This is a genomic window from Streptomyces sp. XY431 (assembly GCF_001279805.1).
GTDB lineage: Bacteria > Actinomycetota > Actinomycetes > Streptomycetales > Streptomycetaceae > Kitasatospora > Kitasatospora purpeofusca.
Window position 1 is genome coordinate 64,410 of the sequence record NZ_LGDO01000302.1, and the last position, 20,478, is coordinate 84,887.

At 73.8% G+C, this 20,478-nt stretch carries 18 protein-coding genes; 12 read left to right on the forward strand and 6 right to left on the reverse strand.

What is annotated here, in order from left to right; all coding sequences use genetic code 11:
• Positions 1 to 346: 346 nt before the first annotated feature.
• Positions 347 to 1,054 carry a bifunctional DNA primase/polymerase gene (locus tag ADK60_RS24400; protein WP_045937622.1) on the reverse strand — a complete coding sequence of 236 codons (708 nt, stop codon included), beginning with the start codon at positions 1,052 to 1,054 and terminating at the stop codon, positions 347 to 349.
• Positions 1,055 to 1,380: 326 nt separating this feature from the next.
• Between ADK60_RS24400 and ADK60_RS24405 the strand changes: the two genes are divergently transcribed.
• Together ADK60_RS24405 and ADK60_RS24410 are read left to right on the forward strand one after the other, a co-directional pair.
• Positions 1,381 to 2,757 (forward strand): NsdA family TPR-like regulatory protein, encoded by a 1,377-nt coding sequence (locus ADK60_RS24405; RefSeq protein ID WP_030393555.1) that lies wholly within the window; start codon positions 1,381 to 1,383, stop codon positions 2,755 to 2,757.
• A 182-nt stretch (positions 2,758 to 2,939) separates the two neighbouring features.
• Positions 2,940 to 4,058, forward strand: coding sequence for a hypothetical protein (locus ADK60_RS24410; RefSeq protein WP_053648909.1), 1,119 nt, complete (start codon positions 2,940 to 2,942; stop codon positions 4,056 to 4,058).
• Positions 4,059 to 4,163: 105 nt separating this feature from the next.
• Here the strand turns inward: ADK60_RS24410 and ADK60_RS24415 are convergent, their stop codons facing one another.
• On the reverse strand, positions 4,164 to 5,459 hold the full coding sequence (locus ADK60_RS24415; RefSeq protein ID WP_234371236.1) for an ABC transporter substrate-binding protein: 1,296 nt from the start codon (positions 5,457 to 5,459) through the stop codon (positions 4,164 to 4,166).
• A gap of 257 nt (positions 5,460 to 5,716) precedes the next feature.
• On the opposite strand from ADK60_RS24415, the gene ADK60_RS24420 reads away from it, so the two are divergent.
• Both ADK60_RS24420 and purU read left to right on the forward strand, forming a co-directional pair.
• Positions 5,717 to 6,151, forward strand: coding sequence for an SCO4402 family protein (locus ADK60_RS24420; protein ID WP_502687451.1), 435 nt, complete (start codon positions 5,717 to 5,719; stop codon positions 6,149 to 6,151).
• 102 nt (positions 6,152 to 6,253) lie between these two features.
• Positions 6,254 to 7,120 carry a formyltetrahydrofolate deformylase gene (purU, locus tag ADK60_RS24425; protein WP_045937619.1) on the forward strand — a complete coding sequence of 289 codons (867 nt, stop codon included), beginning with the start codon at positions 6,254 to 6,256 and terminating at the stop codon, positions 7,118 to 7,120.
• 81 nt (positions 7,121 to 7,201) lie between these two features.
• Here purU and ADK60_RS24430 read toward each other — a convergent pair whose 3' ends face one another.
• Both ADK60_RS24430 and ADK60_RS24435 read right to left on the reverse strand, forming a co-directional pair.
• The gene (locus tag ADK60_RS24430; protein WP_053648913.1) at positions 7,202 to 8,443 is read right to left on the reverse strand and encodes a zf-HC2 domain-containing protein; all 1,242 of its coding nucleotides are present in this window, start codon (positions 8,441 to 8,443) and stop codon (positions 7,202 to 7,204) included.
• Positions 8,440 to 9,102: a sigma-70 family RNA polymerase sigma factor gene (locus ADK60_RS24435; protein WP_063783253.1), complete on the reverse strand. Its 663-nt coding sequence runs from the start codon at positions 9,100 to 9,102 to the stop codon at positions 8,440 to 8,442. Before ADK60_RS24435 ends, ADK60_RS24430 begins: the two co-directional genes overlap by 4 nt.
• A 562-nt stretch (positions 9,103 to 9,664) precedes the next feature.
• Between ADK60_RS24435 and ADK60_RS24440 the strand changes: the two genes are divergently transcribed.
• The 5 genes from ADK60_RS24440 (at position 9,665) to ADK60_RS24460 (ending at position 14,342) form a co-directional block, all read left to right on the forward strand.
• The gene (locus tag ADK60_RS24440) at positions 9,665 to 10,258 is read left to right on the forward strand and encodes an ATP-binding protein (RefSeq protein WP_053648915.1); all 594 of its coding nucleotides are present in this window, start codon (positions 9,665 to 9,667) and stop codon (positions 10,256 to 10,258) included.
• 521 nt (positions 10,259 to 10,779) lie between these two features.
• On the forward strand, positions 10,780 to 12,177 hold the full coding sequence (locus tag ADK60_RS24445; protein ID WP_502687452.1) for an MFS transporter: 1,398 nt from the start codon (positions 10,780 to 10,782) through the stop codon (positions 12,175 to 12,177).
• Positions 12,178 to 12,208: 31 nt separating this feature from the next.
• Positions 12,209 to 12,736 carry a GNAT family N-acetyltransferase gene (locus tag ADK60_RS24450; protein WP_045937615.1) on the forward strand — a complete coding sequence of 176 codons (528 nt, stop codon included), beginning with the start codon at positions 12,209 to 12,211 and terminating at the stop codon, positions 12,734 to 12,736.
• 110 nt (positions 12,737 to 12,846) lie between these two features.
• Positions 12,847 to 13,221, forward strand: a complete 375-nt coding sequence (locus ADK60_RS24455) for a DUF4229 domain-containing protein (RefSeq protein WP_052708708.1) — start codon at positions 12,847 to 12,849, stop codon at positions 13,219 to 13,221.
• Positions 13,222 to 13,232: 11 nt separating this feature from the next.
• Positions 13,233 to 14,342 (forward strand): LacI family DNA-binding transcriptional regulator, encoded by a 1,110-nt coding sequence (locus ADK60_RS24460; RefSeq protein WP_053648917.1) that lies wholly within the window; start codon positions 13,233 to 13,235, stop codon positions 14,340 to 14,342.
• A 203-nt stretch (positions 14,343 to 14,545) separates the two neighbouring features.
• On the opposite strand, the gene ADK60_RS24465 is transcribed toward ADK60_RS24460, so the two are convergent.
• Positions 14,546 to 15,787, reverse strand: coding sequence for an MFS transporter (locus tag ADK60_RS24465; protein ID WP_063783254.1), 1,242 nt, complete (start codon positions 15,785 to 15,787; stop codon positions 14,546 to 14,548).
• A gap of 438 nt (positions 15,788 to 16,225) precedes the next feature.
• Between ADK60_RS24465 and ADK60_RS24470 the strand changes: the two genes are divergently transcribed.
• Positions 16,226 to 17,581, forward strand: coding sequence for a dicarboxylate/amino acid:cation symporter (locus ADK60_RS24470; RefSeq protein ID WP_053648919.1), 1,356 nt, complete (start codon positions 16,226 to 16,228; stop codon positions 17,579 to 17,581).
• A 262-nt stretch (positions 17,582 to 17,843) separates the two neighbouring features.
• Here ADK60_RS24470 and ADK60_RS24475 read toward each other — a convergent pair whose 3' ends face one another.
• The gene (locus ADK60_RS24475) at positions 17,844 to 18,047 is read right to left on the reverse strand and encodes a cold-shock protein (RefSeq protein WP_030393541.1); all 204 of its coding nucleotides are present in this window, start codon (positions 18,045 to 18,047) and stop codon (positions 17,844 to 17,846) included.
• Positions 18,048 to 18,403: 356 nt separating this feature from the next.
• On the opposite strand from ADK60_RS24475, the gene ADK60_RS24480 reads away from it, so the two are divergent.
• Together ADK60_RS24480 and ADK60_RS24485 are read left to right on the forward strand one after the other, a co-directional pair.
• Positions 18,404 to 19,351 carry a menaquinone biosynthetic enzyme MqnA/MqnD family protein gene (locus ADK60_RS24480; RefSeq protein ID WP_053648920.1) on the forward strand — a complete coding sequence of 316 codons (948 nt, stop codon included), beginning with the start codon at positions 18,404 to 18,406 and terminating at the stop codon, positions 19,349 to 19,351.
• 141 nt (positions 19,352 to 19,492) lie between these two features.
• Positions 19,493 to 20,478: serine/threonine-protein kinase (locus tag ADK60_RS24485; RefSeq protein WP_159400552.1), on the forward strand; the 986-nt coding region annotated here is incomplete at its 3' end.

Below are 20,478 nucleotides of genomic sequence, written 5' to 3' on the forward strand. Positions count from 1 at the left end.
CCTCCCGTCCGCCTCGCCCGGCTTCCCCGACCGAGCACCCCTTCCGGCGGCCCCTCACATGGGAATTCCTGCCACTCGGCCGATCATGGCAATCCTTGAGCGTTGTCACTCGTACGAGGGGCTTTCGCCGTTGACCAGCGGGTACACCGAACCCTTATCCGCACATGCGTATGACGGGCCCGGCCTCCGGTGGGAGACAAGGCCCGTCACTCGCGCGCGGGGTCTCGCGCGGCGCACACCCCTCACCCGATCGGCGTAGGGCGGCAGTCCTCGGAAGGGTCGGCCGTTCGTCGGCGCGGCCGTTCGGCCGTTCAGCGGGTCGGCCGTTCGGCCGACCGGGGTGCGGTCAGCGCACCGCCGCGGGCTGGGCCGGCTGCGCCGCGGCCGACGGCGCCTCGCGCCCGCAGGCGTAGGCCAGCGGATTGATCAGCTCGGCGGCGTCCGGCAGCCAGCGGTTGAGTGCGGAGGGTGAGCGGGCCCACTGGGCGAAACCGGTCGGGCCGACCCGGGACGGCGGGGCCACCGTCCAGTCGCCCTCGCCCCGGGCCACCAGGTCCAGCCGGGCCGGCGGCCAGCCGAGCTTGCGGAGCATCTCCGGCAGTTTGGCCGCCACCCCGGGCAGCACCAGGAAGTGCAGCCGTCGCCCCGCCCGGCCCTGCGCGGCCGGGACCACGGCCACCGGGCCGAGCTGCAGGCCCATCCGCTCCATCCGGGCCAGCGCCAGGCAGCCCGCCGTCTCCGGCACGTCCAGGACGTCGAAGGACCTGCCGGTCGGCAGCAGGATCGACGCCTCCGGGCGCTCCGTCCACCAGCGCCGTACCGCACCCGGCCCCGCGCTCGCCTTGCGCGCCCAGTCCGAGTCGATCGGGTGGGCACCGGGCAGCGCGCAGCGCGGCTCGCCGCACGAGCAGCGGGCGGGGCCGTCGCCGTCGATCAGCCAGGCGCCCGGGGCGACCTCCCAGTGACGGGTCTCGGCGTAGCTGACGGCTTCGACGAGCAGCGGGGGCAGTCCTGCGTCGGAGCCCTGGTCGGGGGAGTCGGGGGTGTCTTCCACGGGCTGCTCAACTACCGTGCGTGAGGCGGGTTACGGTCGGGTGCGGGCCGTTCCGCCACGCGGTGGCAATTCACCCGAACCGGTGAGGCGGACCGTGCGGGAGCGCGCCGGGGGGAGGCGGGGTGGGCGCAATGGGGGCGCACGGGAGCATTTTGCCGGGCGCGTGGGGGGTGGGGATCGTCACCGTGGGTATCCCGCTGGCGTTGCTGATCGCTAACCTGGTGTCAGTTTCCTTGAACGGTCGGACAGTCGGCAACTCGGCAACAGAGATCAGCAGAAAGCGTCGCCCGCCGGCCGGGACCGGAGGGTGTGGGGAGGCGAAGCCCATGGCCGCGAGACCACTTGTCGCACGACAGCCCAACGAGCGCCTGCAGCAGCTGATCCAGGAGGCCAGCTGCTCCAACGCCGGTCTGGCACGGAGAGTCAACCTCTGCGGTGCCGAGCACGGTCTTGACCTGCGCTACGACAAGACCTCCGTCGCGCGCTGGCTCCGCGGCCAGCAACCGCGCGGACAGGCACCGGCGGTGATCGCCGAGGCGCTCGGACGCAAACTGGGGCGCAGTGTGTCGGTCGAGGAGATCGGCATGGCGGACGGCAAGAACCTCAGCTCCGGCATCGGGCTGCAGTTCGCGCCGACGCTGGGCGCCGCACTCGAGCAGGTCTGCGAGCTCTGGCGCAGCGACGTCGGACGCCGGGACTTCCTGACCGGGGCGACGGTGGCGGCCTCCGCCCTGGTCGAGCCCAGCCGGGACTGGCTGATCACCCCGCCGGACCCGGTGGTGGCCCGCAGCGGCGGCACCCGGGTCGGCCCGACCGATGTCGCGGCGATCAAGGCGACCACCGCGATGCTGGTCGACCTGGACCACCGCTTCGGCAGCGGCCACGTCCGCCCGGTCGTGGTGCACTACCTCAACAGCGTGGTCTCCGGCCTGCTCGGAGGCTCCTACCGGGAGGAGACGGGCCGCCAGCTCTTCGCGGCCGTCGCGCGGTTGACCGAGCTGGCGGGCTACATGGCGGTGGACACCGGACAGCCCGGCCTCGCCCAGCGGTACTACATCCAGGCGCTGCGCCTGGCCCAGGCCGCCGACGACCGGGGCTACGGCGGGTACGTGCTGGCGGCCTCGATGAGCCACCTGGCGGCGACCCTGGGCAACCCGAGGGAGATCGCCCAGCTCGCCCGGGCCGCCCAGGAGGGCGCCAGGACGGTCGCCACCCCGACCGCGATGGCGATGTTCTACGCGGCCGAGGCGCGCGGCCACGCCCTGCTCGGCGACGCCCGGGCGTGCGAGGCGGTGGCCGCCAAGGCGCTGGAGATGATGGAGAAGCGCCGCCCGGAGGACGACCCGGACTGGATCGTCCACTTCGACGACGCCTACCTCGCCGACGAACTGGCCCACTGCCACCGGGACCTCGAACAGGCGGGCCAGGCCGAGCACTACGCCCGCCGGGCGCTCGACCTGCACCCGCCGACCCGGGTGCGGCGCCGTGCGGTGGACCTCGTGCTGCTGGCGACGGCTCAGCTCCAGCAGCGGGACGTGGAACGGGCCTGCGAGACGGGCGCGCAGGCGGTCCGGCTGCTGAGCGGTCTGCGGTCCAACCGGGGCGTGGAGTACCTGGACGAGTTCCGCCGCCGGCTGGAGCCGTACCGGGAGCAGCGGGTGGTCCGCGAGTTCCAGGCCAGGGCGGAGGCGGAGGCCGCCTGAGCGGTGCGGTGGCGCGGTGTTGCGGAGCGTGCGGGGACGGTGAGGGGCGGGCCGCCCACGTGGTCGGCCGGTTCGGTGAACCGGTAGCGTGGGCGCGACGTCCAAGGAACTGTGATGCTCCCAAGAACCGACGAGATGTGGTCCGCCGTCAGCGCGCGGTCGTGCACAGGTGAGGAATCGCGTTGAGCCAGCGCCGCTCGTACCCCAACTCCGGTGACTTCAATCTGGACGACCTGTTCCGTCCGGAGCCGGGGCAGCAACCGGCCCCGCAGCCGGGGCAGCAACCGGGGCAGCAACCGGTCCAGCAGCCCGGGCCGCCGCACGGCCAGCAGCCGGCCGCGCCGTACCCGGGCCCGCAGCCGGGTCCCTACCCGGGCCAGGCGTCCGGGCAGCCCGAGTACTTCGGCGACAGCGCGCTGCCCACCCAGGCCATGCCGGCCCAGCAGCAGGGGATGCCGGCGCCCGGCTGGGGCGGCGCGGCGCACCCCGGCCACCCGGCCGACCACGCCCAGGCCACCCAGTACCTGCCGCCGTACCCGGGGGCCGACCCGCAGGGTGCCGGCGGCTATCCCCCGGCCCGGCCGGGATACGCCGACGGGCCCGCGGCGGACTACCCGGACCGGTCCGGCGCGGCCCCGGCCGGGCGCGGCGGCGGCCGCTCCTCCAACAAGCTGGTGATCGGCGGTGTGGTGGTCGGCGGCATCGCCGCGGCCGCCCTGGTCGCGGTGCTGATGAGCGGCGGCGACGACAAGCCCGGATCGAAGCCCCAGGCCGCCCCGGCGACCACCGGCGGCACCACCACCGCCACCACCGCGCAGCAGGGCCCGGGCCCGACCACCGCCTCCGTCAATCCGGAGGTCAAGGCGCAGGCCCAGGCGCTCTCCGACCTGCTCGGCACCGCCAACGACAGCCGGCAGGCGGTGATCGGCGCGGTCGCCTCGGTGCAGAAGTGCGAGAAGCTCCCGGAGTCGCAGCAGGCGCTGACCGCCGCGGCCGGCCAGCGGCGGGAGCTGCAGAGCAAGCTCTCCGGGCTGAAGACGGACAAGCTGACCGGCGGTCCGCAGCTGGTCGAGCAGCTGAACGCGGCGTGGGCGGCCTCGGCGACCGCCGACGACGAGTACGCGGCCTGGGCCGGGGACGCGCAGAGCGGCTGCGACCCCAAGAAGAACGACAACCAGCACTACAAGAACGCCGTCGCCGCGAGCGGCACCGCGACCACCGCCAAGAAGCAGGCGTCCGGGCTCTGGAACACCGTCGCGGGCCAGACCGCCCTGCCCACCCGCACCGACGGCGACCTCTGAGTCCGCGCCCCGCCGAGGCCCGGCGGGGAACAACGGCGGAGGGCCCGACCACAGTGGTCGGGCCCTCCGCCGTTCCCGGGACGCGCTCCCGGAGGGTGCATCGGCTCAGGCGGGCGGCTTGCCGCCGGTGAGCACCCAGCGCACATCGACGAAGCCGGGCCGCTGCAGGATCATCTGGCCGCCCTTGACCACCTGGAAGGTGACCCAGGTGTTCACCAGCCGCGGCGACTCGGTGCTCGGCAGCATGTTGGTGGTGGCCCAGTTCAACGGCGGGGTGAGCCCGACGTCGATCGGCTCGCCGCCGTCCAGCAGGGTGGTCACGGCCTTGCTGGTGACCGACTGCCCGGCCGCGGTCAGGCGCTCGGAGATCTGCTTGAACACCTCGTAGGCGACCCAGGTGGTCTGTACCCCCGGGTCGGCGGCGTCGATGTGCCGATCGGAGTCGGCGCGGATCACCGCGCGCAGGCCGTCCCAGATCTTGGCCGACTCCGGCGGGTACCAGCCGGTCACGAAGGCACCGGAGAGCGGGCCGCTGTCGCCGCCGGTGGAGTCGACCACCGACTGCTGCACGCTGCCGATCACCGAGGCGATCCTGGTGTTCTTCGCACCGGTCCGGCGGAAGGCGTCGAGCAGGTTGCCGGTCGGCTCGGCGCCCAGCGCGCTGGTGACGCAGTTGCCGGCCTGGTCGGTCCCGATCGCCTTGCGGACCACCGGGCTGTAGTCGTTGGACTTCTCCGGCGCCTTGACGTCCAGCAGCTTGATCCCGGCCGGCTTGAGCGCGTTGCCGAGGTAGCCGAGCAGGTTGTCGCCGGCCGGGGTGTCCGGGCGGATCAGCGAGACGGCCTTGCAGCCGGCCTCCACCAGCTGGCGGCCGCTGCCGCCGATCAGGGCGGGCATGCCGCCGCCCACCGGGTAGGACAGCGGGCTGCTGAACTCCGGCTGGGACAGGCCGTAGCCGCCGATCAGCGGGATGCCGGCGCGCTCCAGGACGGGCATGAAGTCGTCGCCGAACTGGCTGTAGGAGCCCAGCACCGCGACCGCCTTGGCGTCCACGGCCTGCTGGGCGCAGGCCCGGGCGCCGTCGGCGGTGTTGTGCTCGTTGCAGGTGATCACATTGAGCCGGCGGCCGCCGAGGCCGCCCTTGACGTTGAGGTCCTTGCCGATGGCCTCGGCCAGGGCCGTCATACCGGGACGGTCGGCCGAGCCGGTGCCGGACGGTGCCCAGGTCATGACGGTGAGGTCGCCACCACTGGTGGCGGCGTCGGCCGGTCCGCCGCACGCGGAGGCCGAGAAGAGGGTGGGAAGCAGCGCCGCAGCGGTCGCGACGGCAGCGATCGGGCGCCGGTTGCGCCGTCCTTCGATCGGGTTCATGGCCTGGGACGAGCCCCTTCGGCTGGTCATGGGTCTTTCCCTCCCGGGGCGCTCTCTGCTGCGCACCTGTTCCAGCCAAGCCCTGGTGCCGCAAGCCGAGAGGGCCGTAAAGCCAACAGACGACCAACGGAGGAGGAACTCCGGGCGGGAACGCGTGTAGATCGGGAGTGGAGTACGAACGGTGGGGGAACGTACGATCCATCTCCATGTCCGCCAGCACAGAATCTTCGTATCGGTCTGCCCGAAACCCTTCTCGTCCGGGCCACCGCTCCAGCACGATGGGCGGCATGCCGCTCAACGACCTGCCCTGGTGGCGCTGGCGGGCCCGACTCCGCTCGGCCCTGCACATGCTCTCCGACCCCGGGTTCCAGCGGGAGGCCTGGCTGGCCGGCCGTGACGGGTACGGCGATGTGACCGACGCCGTCTACCGGCTGGTCGAGGACACCTGGCTGGACCGCTGGTCCGCCGAGAAGTACATCGGCACGATCTTCCGGGACTCCGCCGAGGCCACGCTGGTGGACCTCGCGGTGCTGCGGGTCGTGCAGATCCTGCACGAGGTCGGTGCGGACGCGCCGGCCGCCGTCTACCTGGGGCACCACGACTGGCCGGAGGCGGTCCGGGCGGCCCGGGAGGCGCACGTCCTGCTGGCGGCCAACGACGGCGAGGATCCGGACGCGCCGCCGCGCTCGCTGGACATCCTGCGGATCCTGACCCAGGTCTGACCGGCCCGTCCCGGAGTGCGGGCAGCCCGGCTGGGGGCGTCCCGGAGTGTGACACGCTGGAGCATTCACACCAGCACGAGCTCAGGACGGGATACCCCCACCGTGGAACAGCAGCCGGCCAGCGCCCAGTACGTCCTCACGCTGTCCTGCCCCGACAAGCAGGGCATCGTCCACGCGGTCTCCAGCTACCTCTTCATGACCGGGTGCAACATCATCGACAGCCAGCAGTTCGGTGACGGGGACAGCGGGCTGTTCTTCATGCGGGTGCACTTCTCGGCGGCCGAGCCGGTGACCGTCGACAAGCTGCGGGCCAGCTTCGCCGCGATCGGCGCCTCGTTCGGGATGGACTGGCAGATCCACCCGAGCGAGCAGAAGCTGCGGATCGTCCTGATGGTCAGCAAGTTCGGCCACTGCCTGAACGATCTGCTGTTCCGGACCCGGATCGGCGCGCTGCCGGTGGAGATCGCCGCAGTGGTCTCCAACCACACCGACTTCCGCGACCTCACCGAGGGCTACGGCATCCCGTTCCACCACATCCCGGTGACCAGGGAGAACAAGGCCGAGGCGGAGCAGCAGCTGCTGGACCTGGTCGCCAAGGAGGACGTCGATCTGGTCGTGCTGGCCCGCTACATGCAGGTGCTGTCGGACAACCTCTGCACCGCGCTGTCCGGCAAGGTGATCAACATCCACCACTCCTTCCTGCCGAGCTTCAAGGGCGCCAAGCCGTACCACCAGGCGCACACCCGGGGCGTGAAGCTGATCGGTGCCACCGCGCACTACGTCACCGCCGACCTCGACGAGGGCCCGATCATCGAGCAGGAGGTGGCCCGGGTGACCCACGACGTCACCCCGGACCAGCTGGTCGCGCTCGGGCGGGACGTCGAGTGCCAGGCGCTGGCGCGCGCGGTGAAGTGGCACAGCGAGCACCGGGTGCTGCTGAACGGCAGCCGGACGGTCGTCTTCGCCTGAGCCTGCCGGCTCTGCCGCCAAGGCTGCCAAGGCTGCTAAGGCTGTTAAGGCTGTTAAGGCTGCTAAGGCTGCTAAGGCTGTTTAAGGCCGGGACAGCAGGGGCGTCGCGCGCAGCACCTCGCGGATCGCGGCCCGGTCGCCGTGCTCGCCGACCGGCACCCGGTCCGGGTCGCGGTGTGCGGCGGCCAGCTGGCAGAACTCCAGCCCGTCCAGCACCATCGCGGCCACCGGCTCGCCGCCGGGCGGGCCCGCGTCCGGGCCGTCCAGCGGTATCAGCCACTCGCCGGCCGCCGGACCGTCGATCACCAGCCGGATCCGACGGCCGGTCCGGCGCCCGGCAACGGCACCGGTCCCGGAGCCGGTCCCGGAGCCGTCCGGCCGCCCGTCGGCACCGCCGAGCGCCGCGCCGGCCGGTTCGGGACGCGCCGCCCGCTGCCCGGCCAGGGCCAGCGGCAGCATCCGCACCGCCAGGTCGATCATCTGCCGCAGGTGCTGCGGGGTCGGCGGGTCGTACGGGTAGGCGACCGCCCGGGCGATGTCCTCGCCGTGCACGTAGCACTCGAAGGCGCGGTCGACGAAGGCGTCCCGCAGCGGGACGGTCGCGAAGCCGAAGTCCACCGGGGTGTTGCCCTGCGGGGCGAGTGCGGCCGAGCGGACCAGTTCGTGGCAGTGCCGGCGCCACCGGGCGCGGATCCGCTGGGGCGGCTGGCCGGCCTGCTCGGCGGTGAGCCGGGCGGTGCGCTCGGTGATCCGGGCCCAGGGCGGCCCCGCCTGCGGCGGCACCCGGGGCACCGCGCCGGTGACGGCCTCCTGCGGCGGGACCCGGCGTGCGGCGGTCGGCCCGCCGCCGGGGACCGGGCCGCCAGGTACCGGGTCGGGCAGGCCGAGCGCGACGGCCAGGTAGCCGTCCACGGCGGCGAGATGGCACAGGACCTCGGCCGGGCGCAGGTACTCGGTGCCGCCGTGCCAGGGGAGTTCGGCCACCTCCTGCCACTCCTCGGGGCCGAGGTCGCGCAACAGGGCGTCGAGCTTGGCGGTCTCGGCGGTGTACGGCATGCCCCAGGTGGGCACCGGCAGGTCCGCCGGACGGCGGGTCAGGCACCAGTCGAGCACCTGCTGGCGCAGCGCGCCGGGCTGGTCCAGCGGCTCCTCGACGGAGAGCCAGCCGGCCGCCTCGCGGAGCCGTCCGGCCTCCTCGGCGCACTGCGGGCAGCCGGCCAGGTGGAGTTCCAGTTCGGCGGCCTCGGCGGAGGGGACGGCGCCGAGGGCCCAGGCGCCGAGCAGCGAGCGCAGCGCCTCGTGCCGCTCGTCGGTGGTCGTCACGTCCCTCCGCCCTCCGTCCGTTGCCCGTCCTCCTCGGCCCTCGGCCCGTCCGTGCTGCCGGCACCCGGGGCCGGGAGCCCGCCGCGCGGATCGCCGACCGCCGGGGCGGAGGGCCGGTGCCGCTCGCGCTCCTGCTCCAGTTCGGTGGCCAGCAGTGCCAGCCCCAGCCGCATCCGCTGTTTGGCGGCCTGCTCGCTGATCCCGAGCCGACGGGCCGTCTCCTGGTAGGTGCGGCCGTCGTAGTAGGACTCCGCGATCGTCTCACGCAGCGGTTGCGGCAGGGCGGAGACCACGTACTGGACCCGGGCGGCGGTGGCCACCGTGCGGATCTCGTCCTCCTCGGCGGGCCCGGCGTAGCCGGCCGCCTCGGCCCGGCGGGCGCGCAGCCGGTCCACCGCGCGACGGTGGGTCAGCGCGCCGAGCCAGGAGCGGAGCGAGCCGCGGGACGGGTCGAAGGCCTCGGGGTGCTCCCAGACGTGGGCGAAGATCTCCCGGGTGAGTTGGGCCGCGGCGGTCTGGTCGGCCAGTATCCGGCCCGCCAATCCGTGCACCATCGGAGCGAGTTGGTCGTACAGCTCGCCGAGGGCGGTCTCCTCGCCGCGGGCCAGGCGCCGTTGCAGCTGCTCGTCCCGGCGCGGGGCGTCGTCGGTGGTGGCCACCGGTCACCACCCCTCCTGCCGGACCGACCGCTGACGCGTCCACGGTATCCCGGGGTGTTCGGGCGGCGGAGCGATTCGGGGAAGAACGGAGTCCGGTGCTTCGGATGGTCGGATCGTGGGATCTGCCGCCGATCCCGCTGCGGTGCTGTTCGAAGCTGGTTGGACATATGTCGCACGGGTGGTTCGCGAGTGGCGGGCGCGGCGCGAGGGGCGGACGGCGGTAGGTTCGCCTCTGCGTCCGGGGCCGGTCGGAGCGGCCGGGCGATCGCCGGTCCGAGGCTCGCCAGAGTGAGCGGGACAGTATGCCCTGCCCCGTCCCCCGATCGCTGGAATATGCCCGAAGCGCTTGCTGCGGTCCGCCGGCCGACTCATCCTGAGGCGTATTCGCGCCGTGGTCGATGGGCGAAGGACGAGCCGGTGCGGGCGCACCGCACCGGGCGTGACGTGCGGTGACCCGGCGGACGGCGGCCCGGAGGACGGCGGCCCGGTGCGTACCCGGGCCGGCCGGGCGACCAGGGCCCGGTCGAGACGGTGCCGAACTGCGAGTGCGGGTGGTGGAGCGGTGCAGGTTCTTCAGGTACAGCTGGCGGTGCAGGCGGACCCCGCCGAGGTCGGCCGGGCCCGCCGATGGGTCCGCTCCCGGCTGCTCAACCACGGGGTGGACCCGGACGCGCCGATCGCCGAGACGGTGGTGCTGGTGGTCTCCGAGCTGGTCACCAATGCCGTGGTGCACACCGGGTGTCCGGCCGTGCTGCGGCTCTGCTTCCCGCTGGGCGACTTCCCCGGCGCGCCACCGGACGGCTCCCCGGGCAGCTCGGCGAGCGGGTCGGTGGGCGGCTCGTCGGGCGCCTGTGCGAGTGGCTCCCCGTCCTCAAGTTCCGCCCCGGCCGGGGGCGGTGAGGTGCGCGAGGCGGCGACGGTCGGTCCGCTCCGGGTCGAGGTCGCGGACGCCAGCCAGGTCGCCCCCGCGCCCCGGCACGCGGGCGCGGACGTCGACGCCACCAACGGGCGCGGGCTGGAGCTGGTCGAGCTGCTCTGCGACCGCTGGGGCTGGTACCCGGACGGTTCGGGCAAGCGGGTCTGGTGCGAGATCAGCCCGGACGCCCGACCGCTGGACCCGCTGGCCACCGTCGACTGGGCGGCCCTCGCGCAGTAGGGCGCGGGTCGCGGGCGGGTGCACGGGCGGGTGCACCGGCGGGCCGTCGGACTCCGGTGATCGCCGGGCCGAAAGCTGACGCAACCATTCCGAATTTCCGACAACCCATTGACGTGACGTATCCGACTGATCACGCTTGGGTGCAGCTCTCCGTCGCGAGGGGACGCCGAGGGACACCCGAACGCCGCCGCGGTGCTGCTGTCCAGGGGGATCACGTCAGCAGGGGGGCCGCAGGCAGGGCCGGTCGGGCGACCGTTCCTCGGCGAGTGCGGAGGGCGTCGCACGGGTTCAGGGCCCGTGCACCGAGGTTGGATGGCGGCCGGCCGTGCCGTGCTCGGGGTGCGTGCGGCCCGCCGTCATCCGATCCGCCCGCCATGGGCGATCCTTTTCGGCCACCGGTTTTGTTCGTCGGAGCACGGACCCCGGTCGGCCGGTTCCCGCTCCCCGGTTGGCCCGATTCCGACGAAAGCTGGCAGCCCCGCCTCTCGTCGCGCCACGGCCCCTTCGGGAGACTCGGCCGCGTGAACGAAGCGAACGCCCCCACCGGCACGGCGGCTCCGGCCGGAGCTGTCGGCCCCGCCGACCTCGCCGGACCTGCCGACCTCGCCGACCCTGCCGACCTTGCCGGATCGGCGAGTCAGCCCGGCCCGGCCCGCGCGCCCCGGGTGCACTACGCCTGGGTGGTGGCCGGAGTCGCCCTGCTGGTGCTGCTCGGCTCGGCCGGATTCCGCTCCACGCCCAGTCTGATGATGGACGCGCTGCACACCGAGTTCGGCTGGTCGATGGGCACGATATCCAGCGCCACCTCGGTGAACCTCACCCTCTACGGCCTGACGGCGCCGTTCGCCGCCGCGCTGATGGACCGGTTCGGCGTCCGGTTGGTGGTGGTCTGCGCACTGCTGACCATCTCGGTCGGCTCCGGCCTCACCATGCTGATGCGAGAGCCCTGGCAACTGGTGCTGTGCTGGGGCGTGTTGGTCGGCCTCGGCAGCGGCTCGATGGCCGGGGCGTTCGCCACCACCATCACCGGCCGCTGGTTCCGGGCCCGGCAGGGCCTGGTGACCGGGGTGCTGACGGCTGCCGGGGCGGCGGGCAACCTGGTCTTCCTCCCGCTCGGCGCCTGGCTGGTCGAGCAGCACGGCTGGCGCTCGGCGGTCGTGGTGGTCTCGCTGGCGGCCAGCGCGGTGGCCGTCCCGGTGCTGCTGCTGATGCGCGAGCGGCCCGCCGACCTCGGCCTGCTCCCGTACGGTGCGACCGAGCCCCCGCCCGCCCCGGCGGCCGAGGGGCGGGCCCTGGCCCGTTCGCTGCGGGTGCTCAGGGACGCCGCCCGTACCCGGGCGTTCTGGCTGCTGGCCGCGTCCTTCGCGATCTGCGGCGCGACCACCGCCGGGCTGGTCGGCACCCACTTCATCCCGGCCGCCCACGACCACGGCCTGCCGGTCACCACCGCGGCGAGCCTGCTCGCGCTGATCGGCGTGTTCGACGTGATCGGCACCGTCGCCAGCGGCTGGTTCACCGACCGCTTCGACGCCGGGCGGCTGCTGGTCGTCTACTACGCGCTGCGCGGGCTCTCGCTGCTCCTGCTGCCGCAGCTGTTCGCCGGCTCGCTGGAACCGCCGATCCTGGCGTTCGTGATCTTCTACGGCCTCGACTGGGTGGCCACCGTCCCGCCGACCGTCGCCCTCTGCCGGCAGTACTTCGGGGAGGACGCGCCGATCGTCTTCGGCTGGGTGCTGGCCTGTCACCAGATCGGCGCCGCGGTGGTGGCCGGTCTGGCCGGGATCGCCCGGGACGCGCTCGGCGACTACGACCTCGCCTGGTACGTGGCGGGCGGGCTCTGCGCCGTCGCGGTGCTGCTCTGCCTGGCCCTGCGGACGCCGGGGCGCAGGACGGACCGCGCGGTCCCGGCCCTGAGCTGATTGTCGTAAGGCATGGCTAGGCTCCGTGGCCATGACGCTGAGTTTCACCCTGGACCCCGGATTCGGCCCCGAGCTGCGCGCCGAGGTCACCGGCCTGTGGACGGCCGCCAGCAATGCCGGCGGGGCCGTCGGTTTCGTCCACCGGGTGACCGAGGAGGAGGTCGGGGCCGCCGGGGCGGCGCAGTTCGCCGGGATCGCCCCGGCCGGACCGGACCGGCTGCTGATCGCCCGGGAGGCCGGGACCGGGCGGCTGGCCGGGCTGCTGCTCCTGGAGTCGATGCGGTTCGGGCCGATGGACCACTGGCGGCTGGTCTCCAAGGTCATGGTCCATCCCGAGCTGCAGGGGCGGGGGTACGGTGCGGCGCTGCTGGCCGAGGCCGAGCGGATCGCCCGGGAATGGGGGCTGGACGGGCTGAAGCTCCAGGTACGGGGCGGGCTCGGCCTGGAGTCCTTCTACCTCCGCAGCGGCTACGTCGAGGTCGGCCGGGTGCCCAGCGCCATCCGGGTCGCCCCCGGTGACGACCGGGACGATGTCATCATGTGGCGCGACCTGCGCTGATCATGCCCGCGCCGGGGCGGTCCGGGGCGGGACCCGTTCCCCGCCGGGCCCGTCGGGCATGCTTCACTGGGAGACCGGCCGGTCCCAGCGCAGTGAAGGATGTGTCCCCGGTGAGCAGCAATGTGAGCAAGAAGTCGCACGCCACACTCCGCTACACCTCGATGCGGGTCTCCGTCTTCCTGGGCTGCCTGCTGGTCGTGCTGATCCTCGGCCACTTCCAGGTGATCCCGGTCTCCGGCGAGGCCGGGGTGATCTTCCTCTTCCTGCTGGCCGCCATCGTCTCGGCGCCGCTCAGCTATGTGCTGCTCAGCCGGCAGCGTGACGAGATGTCGGTCGAGATCTCCGGCCGGGTGGACGGCATCCGCACCCGGACGGCCTCCCGGATCGCCGCACAGAACGCCGAGGAGGACGCGGTGGACGACGCGCTGCGTGCCGCGGCCACCAAGGCGCCCGCCGGCCCCGCCGCCTCGGCCCCGCAGAACTGACCCGCGCCACCGTGCCGGAGAACGCCGCACCGGAGGACTCCGTACCGGAGGGCGCGGAGCCGGGGGACGCCGTGCCGCCGGGGCGCCCCGAACCGGCCGCCGGGACCTGGCCGGCCCCGGTCCGCCGTCCGACCGGCCGGGACGTCGCCCGCCTGGCCGGGGTCTCGCAGGCCACCGTCTCGCTGGTGTTCTCCGGCTCCGAGGCGGGCCGCCGGGTCTCCGACGCCACCCGCGAGCGGGTCCGTGAGGCCGCCCGGGGCCTCGGCTACCGGCCGCAGGCCGCCGGCCGTCAACTCCGGCTCGGCCGCAGCGGCATGATCCTGCTGGCCGTGCCGAACATCCTCGGCCCGTTCTTCGGCCGGGTGCTGGAGGGCGTCCACGAGGAGGCGGGCAAGCACGGCCTGGCCGTCGTGGTCAGCTCGGGCTGGGGGAGTGCCACCCTCGCCGAGGCCGCCACCACCAGCCGCTTCGACGGCCTGCTGATCTGCTCCCCGGACGACAGCCAGCTCGGCGAACTGCCCGCCGACACCCCCGTCGTCTTCCTGGACGCCGACCCCGGCACCGACCGGGCCCGTCCGACCGTCGAACTGGACGTGGGCGGCGGGATGCGCGCCGCCGTCGCCCACCTCGCCGCCCTCGGCCACCGCCGGATCGCCAGGCTCCGCTCCACCCACGCCGCGTACACCTTCCGGGTCCGCCAGGCGGCCTTCGAGGAGACGGTCCTGGCGCTGGGCCTGGACGCGGTCGAACTCGGTGTCAGCCTGAACGAGGGCCAGGCCGCCGCACGCGAGGTCGCCCACCGGCTGCTGGAACTGCCGGACCGGCCGCACGCGGTGATCTGCGACGACGACGTGGTCGCCGCCGGCGTCTACCAGGCCGCGGCCGAGCGGGGCCTGCGGGTGCCCGCCGACCTCTCGGTGGTCGGGATCGACAACGTCCCGGTGGCCGCGCTGCTCACCCCGCCGCTCACCACGGTCGACCTGCCCGGCGAGGAGCTGGGCCGGGCCGGGGTGGCGGCGCTCGCCGGACTGCTCCGGGGCGAGGCGGTCGCACCCGTGCCGCCGCTCGCCACCTCGCTGGTGCTGCGCTCCTCCACCGCCCCGGTCTCCGGGGAGCACTGACCCCGTCGGTCTCCGGCTCACGTTCGCCGGCCCATGTTCGTCGGCTCCTTCGTTCCCGTCGCCCGGGCGCAGGGGCGCGCGTGCGGGGCGGACGGGCGCGCGGAACCGGCGCGGACCGGGGCGGGTACAACGAAGTGGCTGCGCCCGTCAGCCAGACCACCGGCCCGACAGGCGCAGCCACGTCCATGGGGATGCGGCGGGCGTCAGCCCACCGGCACCGGCTCGGCGGCGGGCAGCGGGTGCGCCCCGGCCTCCCCGGCCGAGGTCCCGCCGACCGGGCGGAACCAGCGGCGGGCGCCGAACAGCAGCAGCCCGCCCAGGCCGATCCCGCCGGCCGCGCAGAGCGCCACCGAACGCAGCGACCCCTCCGCGAGGTGGCCGGAGACCGCGTAGCCCAGCGAGTTCCCGGTCGCGAAGAGCGTGACCAGCCAGGCGAAGGCCTCCGTCACGGTGCCCTGCGGGGCCAGCTCGGCGACCAGCACGAAGGCCGCCGCCAGCAGCGGAGCCAGCGCGATCCCGGAGAGGAAGGCGAGGGCGGCCATCGCGGCCGGCCCCGGGACCAGCACCAGCGGCAGGTAGCTGACGGCCATGCCGAGTGCCATCAACCAGGTCCGGGTGGCCGTCGAGCTGCGCCACCGCACCGCGCCGTAGGCGAGCGCGCCGAGCAGGCCGCCGAGCGCCGCGAGGGCCAGCAGGCTCCCGGCGCCGCCGGGCAGGCCCTTCCCGTGCTGGGCCTCGGCATAGGCGATGAACAGCACGTTCTGCGCGCCGACCGCCCAGCCGGCGCCGGCCAGGCCGATCAGCAGCAGGACCAGGCCGGGGGAGCGGAGCGGTCCGAGCAGGCCCGCCGAGTGCGCGCGCGGCGGCGCCTGCCAGGCGCGGGCCGGCGCGGTGGTGGCGACCACGAGGGCCCCGGCCAGGCCGAGTCCGGCCGCCACCCAGAGCGCCGTGACCGGGCCGGCGGTGCCCGCGATGCCGGCCACCGCGAGCGGGCCCGCGACATAGAGGATCTGCTGGGAGGCGGAGTCGAAGGCGTAGGCGGTGTCGAGCTGCTCCTCCTCGACGACGTCCGGCCAGAGCGAGCGCAGGCAGGGTTCGAGCGGCGGCATCGCCAGTCCGGCGATCGCGGCGCCGACGGTGGCGGAGACCGCGGACGCCGGTGCCAGCGCCAGCAGGGCGTACCCGCCGCCGGCGATCACCGCGGAGACGAGCAGGACGCGCGGCTGGCCGGTGCGGTCCACGATCCGGCCGAGCACCGGCCCGCCGATGGCCGCCGCGATCGCGTACGCGGCGGTGGCCAGCCCGATCCGGCTGTACGGCGCACCGGCGTCGCGCAGCGCGAGGGCGATCACCAGGGCGGTCATGCCGGCCGGGAGGCGGCCGAGCAGGGTGCCGAAGAGCAGGCGGCCGACGTGCGGGGCACGGAGCAGGGCGAGGTAGCCCATGGGCGGGATTCTCCGGTCTGGGCAGGGGGCAGGCGGGGATGCTCTCCAAGTTATACGTATAACTGCTGAGCGGTCAATCGGGCCCGCGCGGAGCACTGCCCGGAGCCCGTCGAGGCGCCCGGGTGTCGCGCCGGGATCCTTCGCGTCCGGAACTCAAACAACTACTTTGAACATCTCAAACCTTTACTGCTAACGTGTCGCCCATGACCACCTCAGACGCACGTTCGGCGCACGGCCTGGGCTCGCAGCCCGGTGCCGCCCGCGTGCGTCTGTCCGGTGCTGTGGACAGCCCGCGCCGTTGTCGCGCCATGAGCTGTATTCAGGCGGCACGCCCCTGATCGGGGCCGGTTCCCTTCCCGTCCGGCTCTCGCGCCGTGCCGCCTTTCCCGCCCCCCACCGCCACACCGTCAGTCACGCCTCCCCCGGAGCCGCACCGTCATGTCCACAGCGCCCGAGGCGACCTCGTCGCCGTCCGTGCTCGCCAGAATCCGCAAGACGCCCTTCTGGGCCCAGATCGTCGCCGGCCTTGTGCTCGGCGTCGCCCTCGGTTACCTGGCCCGCGCGGCCGACATTTCCTGGCTGGCCACCACCCTGGAGACCATCGGCCGGATCTTCGTCCAGCTGCTGAAGCTCGCCGTCCCGCCGCTGGTCTTCACCGCGATCCTGGTCAGCGTCGCCAACCTGCGGAACGTCACCAACGCCGCCCGGCTGGCCGTCCGCACCCTGCTCTGGTTCGCGATCACCTCGCTGATCGCGGTGGCCATCGGCCTCGGCCTCGGCCTGCTCACCAACCCGGGCGAGGGCACCAACCTCAAGACCGAGGGCCTCAAGGCGCCGAAGTCCACCGGTAGCTGGATCGACTTCCTCACCGGGATCTTCCCGACCAACATCGTCACCGCGTTCACCGAGGTCGAGGTCCTGCAGATCGTCTTCCTGGCGATCGTGGCCGGCGCGGCGATCATCAAGCTCGGCGCCAAGGCCGAGCCGGTGCTCAAGCTCAGCGAATCGGTGCTCGAGCTGATCCAGACCGCCCTCTGGTGGGTCATCCGGCTCTCGCCGCTCGGCACCCTCGGCCTGATCGGCAAGTCCGTCGCCAAGTACGGCTGGGACCTGCTGGAGCCGTTCGCGACGCTGACCGTCGACGTCTACGTCGGTTGCGCGCTGGTGCTGTTCGGCGTCTACTCGCTGCTGCTGAAGTTCGCCGCCGGCCTCAACCCGGTCAACTTCTTCAAGGGCGCCTGGCCCGCCATCCAGCTGGCCTTCGTCTCCCGCTCCTCGGTCGGCACCCTGCCGGTCACCCGCCGGGTCACCGAGCGGCTCGGCGTCCCGGGCGAGTACGCCTCCTTCGCCGTCCCGTTCGGCGCCACCACCAAGATGGACGGCTGCGCCGCGATCTACCCCTCGCTGGCCGCGATCTTCGTCGCCCAGGTGTACGGCATCGACCTCGGCATCAAGGACTACCTGCTGATCGCCTTCGTCTCGGTGATCGGCTCGGCCGCCACCGCCGGTCTGACCGGTGCGATCGTGATGCTGACGCTGACCCTCTCCACCCTGGGTCTGCCGCTGGAGGGCGTCGGTCTGCTGCTGGCCATCGACCCGATCCTCGACATGGTCCGCACCGCGACCAACGTCGCCGGCCAGGCCCTGGTGCCGGTCGTGGTCGCGGCCCGGGAGAAGACGCTCGACCTGGTCGCGTACAACAACCCGGCCGCCGACCTCTACGACGAGGCCCCGGCCTCGGTGCCGGTCACCGTTCCGGCCCAGGCCGGCGGTCAGGCCCCCGCGACGGCCTGACGCCTGCCCCGAACGGACGCGGCCCCCTCTCCCGGTGAACGGGAGAGGGGGCCGTCGTCGTGCGCGCACCCCGGGAACCCGCGGGGGTTGCCCGAACGCAGGGGGGCGGCGGCGCGGGCGCGCGGGGGCGCCGGAAAAGGCAGGGGGCCCGCCGAAAGGCGGGCCCCCTTGGGTACTGCTGCTCTTGTGCTCACCGTGACGGCCTTGCGGCCGTCGGCGGACCCGACGGGTCCCGAGCGATCAGATCCTCATCGAGGATGATTCAGACAAGGGTGACGTTCTCCGCCTGCGGGCCCTTCGGACCCTGGGTGACGTCGAAGCTGACCGCCTGGTTCTCCTCCAGCGAGCGGAAACCGCTCGCGTTGATGGCGGAGTAGTGGACGAAGACGTCGGGGCCGCCGCCATCCTGGGCGATGAAGCCGAAGCCCTTCTCAGCGTTGAACCACTTGACGGTTCCCTGAGCCATGCCGTTCTCCTTGCGAGGGACGTGTCGGGGACCACACCGTGTGGCGCCCGGTCCGCTGCGCTGATCGCCCTGCCTCCGGACGGGTCCGGAGTTTTCGATATTGCTGAAAAACTACAAAAAGCCTGCGGTTACATGCTCCGCAGGCTTCAAGTACTGCAAGGGGAATCAAACTGCAACTGAGGGCAACGCTAGCATGCGGCTGCTGTGACGACCAGGGGTGACTTGCGTGCTGGACGCCGCGTGTCGTAAGGCGGTTGCGGTGATCGGCACGGTGCGTCACGGAAGGCTGGTGCGGGGCTTCCCGAGCAGCAGGCATACCCTGCGGGGAGGCGCACGAACAGCAAGGGAGCGGCGCGGTGGCAGTACCGGACGAGGAAACGCGGGAGACCCGGGAGAGCACCCCGGTCCGGCCCCGAGTGGGGCACATTCAGTTCCTGAACTGCGTGCCCCTCTACTGGGGGCTGGCCAGGACCGGCAATCTGCTCGACCTGGATCTCACCAAGGACACGCCGGAGAAGCTCAGCGACCAGTTGGTCGCCGGTTCGCTGGACATCGGTCCGATCACCTGTGTGGAGTACCTGCGCCACGCGGACGAACTGCTCGTGCTCCCCGACATCGCCGTGGGCAGCGACGGCCCGGTGATGTCCTGCGTGATCGTCAGCAAGGTGCCGCTCGCCGAGCTGGACGGCCGGAAGGTCGCCCTCGGCTCCACCAGCCGGACCTCCGTCCGGCTCGCCCGCCTGCTGCTGGAGGAGCGGGAGGGGGTGCGGCCGGAGTACTACAGCTGCCCGCCCGACCTGGAGGCGATGCTCGCCGAGGCCGACGCGGCCGTGCTGATCGGCGACCCGGCGCTGCGTGCCTACCTGGGGCAGGCGGCCGAACGCGGCCTGACCGTGCACGATCTGGGCGCGATGTGGAAGGAGTGGACCGGGCTGCCGTTCGTCTTCGCCGTCTGGGCCGCCCGCCGCGACTTCGCCGAGCGCCGGCCCGAACTGACCGCGGCCGTCCACCGCGCCTTCCTGGAGTCCCGGGACCTCTCGCTGGTCGAGGCCCGCGAGGTGGCGACACACGCGGCCCGCTGGGAGGCCTTCGACGCGGACGTGCTGGAGCGGTACTTCAGCGAGGCGCTGGACTTCTCGCTCGGCGAGCGGCAGTTGGCCGGGGTGGCCGAGTTCGCCCGGAGGGTCGCGCACGACAGCGGCTTCGCACCCGATGTGGCCGTCCGGCTGCTGGAGCCCGCACCGGTGGAGCCGCTGGAGGCATTGGAGCCGGCGCTGCTGGAGTCCGCCCCGCTGGTGGTCTGAGCACGTCCCCGCGTCCTCCCGGGACGGCCCGCCGCCCCGGGAGGACGCGGGTTGTGGCACGGCGTCCGCCCGTCGCCCGATAGCGTCTGCACGCGAGCGGGCCCCGGCGGCGGGCCGGGCGGGTGACGGGAGCGGCGGGGGATGCAGGCACTGGGATCGGACGACCCGCGGCAGGTGGGCGCGTACCGGCTGCTGCGACGGCTCGGCGCGGGCGGCATGGGCCGGGTCTACCTCGGCCGGACGGCGGGCGGCCGCACGGTGGCGGTCAAGGTGGTCCGCGGCGAACTCGCCGAGGACGCCGAGTTCCGGGCCCGGTTCCGGCAGGAGGTGGCCGCCGCCCGCCGGGTCGGCGGGACCTGGACGGCTCCCGTCCTGGACGCCGACACCGAGGGAGCCCACCCCTGGGTGGCCACCGGCTACGTCGCCGGCCCCGCGCTGGGCGGCGCCGTCCGGGAGTACGGGCCGCTGACCGACCCCGCCGTCCGCACACTGGGCGCCGTCCTGGCCCAGGCACTGGAGCACGTGCACGGGCTCGGCCTGGTGCACCGGGACGTCAAGCCGTCCAATGTGCTGCTCACCCTGGACGGCCCGAGGCTGATCGACTTCGGCATCGCCCGCGCCCTCGACGCGGCCACCGGGCTGACCCAGTCCGGGTTCGTGGTCGGATCGCCCGGCTTCATGTCGCCGGAACAGGCGAACGGCCGCCCGGTCGGGCCGCCCGGCGACGTCTTCTCGCTCGGCGCGGTGCTCGCGTACGCGGCCACCGGGGTGCACCCGTTCGGCGAGGGGGTGAGCGCGGCCGTCCTGCTCTACCGCGTGGTGCACGAGGAGCCGGACCTCACCGGGCTGGCCCCCGGGCCGCTGCGCTCGATCGTGCTCGCCTGCCTGGCCAAGGACCCGGCGGTCCGGCCGACGCCGCGGCGGCTGCGGGAACTGCTGGACCCCGACGGCTCGGCGGTCGGCCGGCTGGGGCAGGGCGGGGGCTGGCTCCCGCCGGCGCTGGCGGCCGCGGTCGGGCGCAGTGCGGTGCAACTGCTGGACCTGGAGGGGGAGGAGGACGCGTCCGTCGGCGGGGCCGCGGGCGGGGCCGGGGCCGGGGGCGGGGCTGCGGCGGAGCGGACGCCGAC

Coding starts and splice junctions, on each gene's coding strand:
- ADK60_RS24475 (WP_030393541.1), bottom strand. CDS start 18,047: ATGGCTCAGGGAACCGTCAAGTGGTTCAACGCTGAGAAGGGCTTCGGC.
- ADK60_RS24470 (WP_053648919.1), top strand. CDS start 16,226: ATGTCCACAGCGCCCGAGGCGACCTCGTCGCCGTCCGTGCTCGCCAGA.
- ADK60_RS24420 (WP_502687451.1), top strand. CDS start 5,717: ATGCCGCTCAACGACCTGCCCTGGTGGCGCTGGCGGGCCCGACTCCGC.
- ADK60_RS24415 (WP_234371236.1), bottom strand. CDS start 5,459: ATGACCAGCCGAAGGGGCTCGTCCCAGGCCATGAACCCGATCGAAGGA.
- ADK60_RS24405 (WP_030393555.1), top strand. CDS start 1,381: ATGGCCGCGAGACCACTTGTCGCACGACAGCCCAACGAGCGCCTGCAG.
- ADK60_RS24450 (WP_045937615.1), top strand. CDS start 12,209: ATGACGCTGAGTTTCACCCTGGACCCCGGATTCGGCCCCGAGCTGCGC.
- ADK60_RS24465 (WP_063783254.1), bottom strand. CDS start 15,787: ATGGGCTACCTCGCCCTGCTCCGTGCCCCGCACGTCGGCCGCCTGCTC.